Source organism: Zooshikella ganghwensis DSM 15267 (genome assembly GCF_000428585.1).
GTDB lineage: Bacteria > Pseudomonadota > Gammaproteobacteria > Pseudomonadales > Zooshikellaceae > Zooshikella > Zooshikella ganghwensis.
In genome coordinates this window covers 1-3,743 of the sequence record NZ_AUAF01000256.1, presented here as the reverse complement: position 1 = coordinate 3,743, position 3,743 = coordinate 1, and the positions used below count along the sequence as shown (strand labels likewise).

Below are 3,743 nucleotides of genomic sequence, written 5' to 3'. Positions count from 1 at the left end.
GTTTCGCAGCCTGAATTGTAATACCAATGAGGGATCAATTCACTTCTAACTAATTGATTTTTCTTATTTATTCAGCTTTTTGTCCTGTACATAGGAAAATTTCGCAACAACGAGTGCGTTTATCGTGAAAATATTAAAAAACTGGCTTAAAGTGCTAATTTTTTAAGTATAAAACACGCTTATGCTTTGTTTATATATTTAGAATTAATTGCAATACCCTATTATGGGAGGGTATATATCATTAACCAAAAGACACCTCTTAAAACATACTTTTTTCGTGATAACTGTGTCAGCACTGTACTCATGACCCAGCTAGTATTTACGTTTAGAGGTGACCTAAACTTAAATCGAACACGTTAAGAACGGAATTAACTAATAATAAACAGGTAATACTGTTAGCCTGTAGTTTACCCTATTCTGGTATTTCACTCCATCAGGCATTACTTCCTACAAACACTATAAATATATGATATTATTACATATTTCAGGTAAAACATATCTTATATGAGGAAAAATCATATTATTGTTTTCACTGAATAAATTAACTCAAAAGCACCATAGGCTGTCCTACTTCTTGAGCTTTCTTTTCCCCCATCAAAATTTCTACCAGTTTTAATGCAAATATCATTGCTGTTCCAGGTCCTTGACTGGTAATTAACGCATGCTTCTCATCGACTACAACGGCCTGATCACTAACGACTTGCTTTGCTTGCAACTGTTGTAAAAAAGCTGGATGACAAGTTGCCTTAGCATTAGCAATTAAGTTATGGGCAGATAGTACCACAGCAGGTGCAGCGCAAATTGCCGCAATCCAGCGCTCAGCCTTTTGTTGGCATGTCAGCATCGTGGTAAGTGTTGGACAATCTCTTAGATGCTCAGCACCAGGCATACCTCCTGGTAACACTATTAAGTCAAACGAGTAATCAACGCACTCGTCAATATGACTATCAGCAACCAGCTTCACACCACGTGAAGCCTTTATCTGAAGTTCTTGAGTCAATTGACAGCTGGCCACACATACATCAACTGTAGCACGACGTAGTACATCAATAACTGTCACGGCTTCGATCTCTTCCGTACCATCAGCGATAACAACTAGCGCCCGCTTGCTCATTCAGCTTTCTCCTTAACCTTGTCTACCTGTAAGTTAAGCTAGTCCTTAGTGTTACATCTACCTAATTATAAACAACACATGACTATTTGCTCACATGAAAGACTATTCACAACACCTGTAATTTGACCTTAAAATCAGCGACATGGATCCGTAAGCCATACTCTACTTTAAAAGGCATTTTTTGTTGTATGACTAAAAATCAACGCTTAGCAACAGGCTTAGGCCTATTGGCCGTTACATTATGGGCAACAGTAGCCACTGCATTTAAGTTATCACTGACTTACTTATCGCCATTACAGCTTGTCTTTTTTTCATGCCTTAGCTGTATTATTTGTCTCTCCGGTATCCTGCTGGTTCAACGCAGATTATTACTTGTTATTCAATTACTTAAACAGCGCCCGCTGTATTATTTTTTGCTTGGCTCTTTAAACCCATTTGCCTATTACTTACTGCTTTTTGCTGGCTATAATTTGCTCCCAGCACAACAGGCTCAGCCTATAAACTATACGTGGGCTATTACATTAACTTTATTAGCCGTTCCTTTTTTAAAGCAACGTCTATACCTTGCAGATATAGTGGCTATGGCTGTGTGTTATTCAGGGGTTATTGTTATATGCACGCAAGGCAGCTTTATCGACTTTGATAACACCGATCCTCTTGGGCTAGGTTATATTTTAATCAGCACGATTATTTGGTCGCTTTACTGGATTATTAATACAAAACAGACCGCTGACCCTATTGCTAACCTCCTTGCTTGCTTTATGGGGAGTTTACCTCTAACAGCCATCACCACATTCTACTTTGATCCGATATTTCATCTAACATGGCAAGGAGTAGCAGGTACTTTATATATTGGCTTTTTTGAAATGGGTGTTACCTATGTTTTGTGGTTATTTGCGCTTCGTTATGCCGAACAAACGGCAAAAGTCAGTAACTTAATTTTTCTTGCTCCATTTCTGTCGCTCTACTTTATCGCCACGATACTAAATGAGCCTATCCATCACTCTGTTTACAGTGGAGTTGCACTTATAATTGGTGGAATTCTTATCCAACAGCGCTTTTCCAACCCAAACAAGCTATCTAAAACCAAGACAACCGCCACCTCATAGCATAATACTTTATCTTCGAGTAAAATTAGCCCTTTTGAATAGCCGATATAGCATGTGTGGTAACTGAATGACGAATCCTAAAGTTGGTTTTGTCAGCTTGGGCTGCCCCAAAGCCCTTGTTGACTCAGAGCGCATCCTGACGCAGTTACGGACTGACGGATATGATATTGTCCCAACCTATGAAGATGCTGACATTGTGGTGGTCAACACGTGTGGCTTTATTGATGAGGCCAAACAGGAATCACTTGATACCATAGGTGAAGCCATCAGTGAAAATGGCAAAGTCATTGTCACTGGCTGTATGGGGGTCGAAGCTGAGACAATTCAACAAACCCATCCTCAAGTACTCAGTGTGTCTGGTCCTCAACAGTATGAAGCTGTTGTTAATGCTGTCCACAACCACTTACCACCCGCAAAAGAACACAATCCTTATATCGACTTAGTTCCCCCACAAGGTATTAAACTTACCCCTCGCCATTATGCTTATCTAAAGATTTCAGAAGGTTGTAATCACAGCTGTACTTTTTGCATTATTCCGTCAATGCGGGGCAAGCTGGATAGTCGCCCTATTGGCAATGTGCTTGATGAAGCAGAGCGCTTGGTCAAAGCAGGTGTCAAAGAGCTTTTAGTCATTTCCCAAGATACCAGTGCCTATGGTGTTGATATCAAATACCGGACTGGTTTCTGGCAAGGACGTCCAGTTAAAACAAAAATGTACGACCTTTGCAACGCACTGAGCGATATGGGTATTTGGACAAGGCTCCACTATGTATATCCTTATCCCCATGTGAATGAGATCATCCCACTAATGAGTGAAGGTAAGATACTGCCTTATTTGGATATACCCTTCCAGCATGCCCATCCTGATGTGCTTAAACGCATGAAGCGTCCTGCTCACACTGAAAACACATTGAAACGCATTCAGCAATGGCGTTCAGAGTGCCCAGATATCACGCTTCGCAGTACATTTATTGTTGGCTTTCCAGGTGAAACTGAATCTGAATTTCAGTATCTTCTGGACTTTTTGGAAGAAGCTCAGTTAGATCGAGTGGGCTGTTTTAAATACTCACCAGTTGACGGAGCTACAGCTAATAACCTACCCAACCCCATTGATGCAGAACTGCAGCAAGAACGTTGGGAACAGTTTATGGCTACCCAACAAAAAATCAGCGTCCAAAAACTACAGAAAAAAATCGGAAAAACACTTGATATTATTATTGATGATGTCGGTGATGATGGAGCTGTGGGACGAAGTAAAGCTGATGCGCCTGAAATTGATGGCTGTGTGTATCTTGAGGGGGCAACAGACCTACAGCCAGGGAGTATTATCCAGGCAGAAGTTATTGATGCTGATGAATACGACTTATGGGCTAAGCCTCTGCTTTAACATAGAAACTTAGCAGAGCATTGCTCAATAATTTCCTAAAACTCGATTCCGAAGTTTTTTTAGGTTGACAAAGCTGTATATTTATTCAAGCTGCCATTCGGTGCTGTAATGAAGGCGTCGGCTCTTGCCTACC

The 3,743-nt window shown here is 40.6% G+C and carries 3 protein-coding genes; 2 read left to right on the top strand and 1 reads right to left on the bottom strand.

What is annotated here, in order from left to right:
* Positions 1-541: 541 nt before the first annotated feature.
* Positions 542-1,114 carry a DJ-1 family glyoxalase III gene (locus F607_RS0125380; protein WP_027710260.1) on the bottom strand — a complete coding sequence of 191 codons (573 nt, stop codon included), beginning with the start codon at positions 1,112-1,114 and terminating at the stop codon, positions 542-544.
* Positions 1,115-1,302: 188 nt separating this feature from the next.
* Here F607_RS0125380 and F607_RS0125375 point away from each other — a divergent pair, with 188 nt between their 5' ends.
* Together F607_RS0125375 and rimO are read left to right on the top strand one after the other, a co-directional pair.
* Positions 1,303-2,223: a DMT family transporter gene (locus F607_RS0125375; protein WP_027710259.1), complete on the top strand. Its 921-nt coding sequence runs from the start codon at positions 1,303-1,305 to the stop codon at positions 2,221-2,223.
* Positions 2,224-2,290: 67 nt separating this feature from the next.
* Positions 2,291-3,610, top strand: a complete 1,320-nt coding sequence (rimO, locus tag F607_RS0125370) for a 30S ribosomal protein S12 methylthiotransferase RimO (RefSeq protein WP_027710258.1) — start codon at positions 2,291-2,293, stop codon at positions 3,608-3,610.
* The last annotated feature ends 133 nt before the right edge of the window (positions 3,611-3,743 follow it).

Excerpts from the sequence above, each read along its gene's own strand:
- F607_RS0125380 (WP_027710260.1), bottom strand. The coding sequence starts at position 1,114 with ATGAGCAAGCGGGCGCTAGTTGTTATCGCTGATGGTACGGAAGAGATC.
- F607_RS0125375 (WP_027710259.1), top strand. The coding sequence starts at position 1,303 with ATGACTAAAAATCAACGCTTAGCAACAGGCTTAGGCCTATTGGCCGTT.
- rimO (WP_027710258.1), top strand. The coding sequence starts at position 2,291 with ATGACGAATCCTAAAGTTGGTTTTGTCAGCTTGGGCTGCCCCAAAGCC.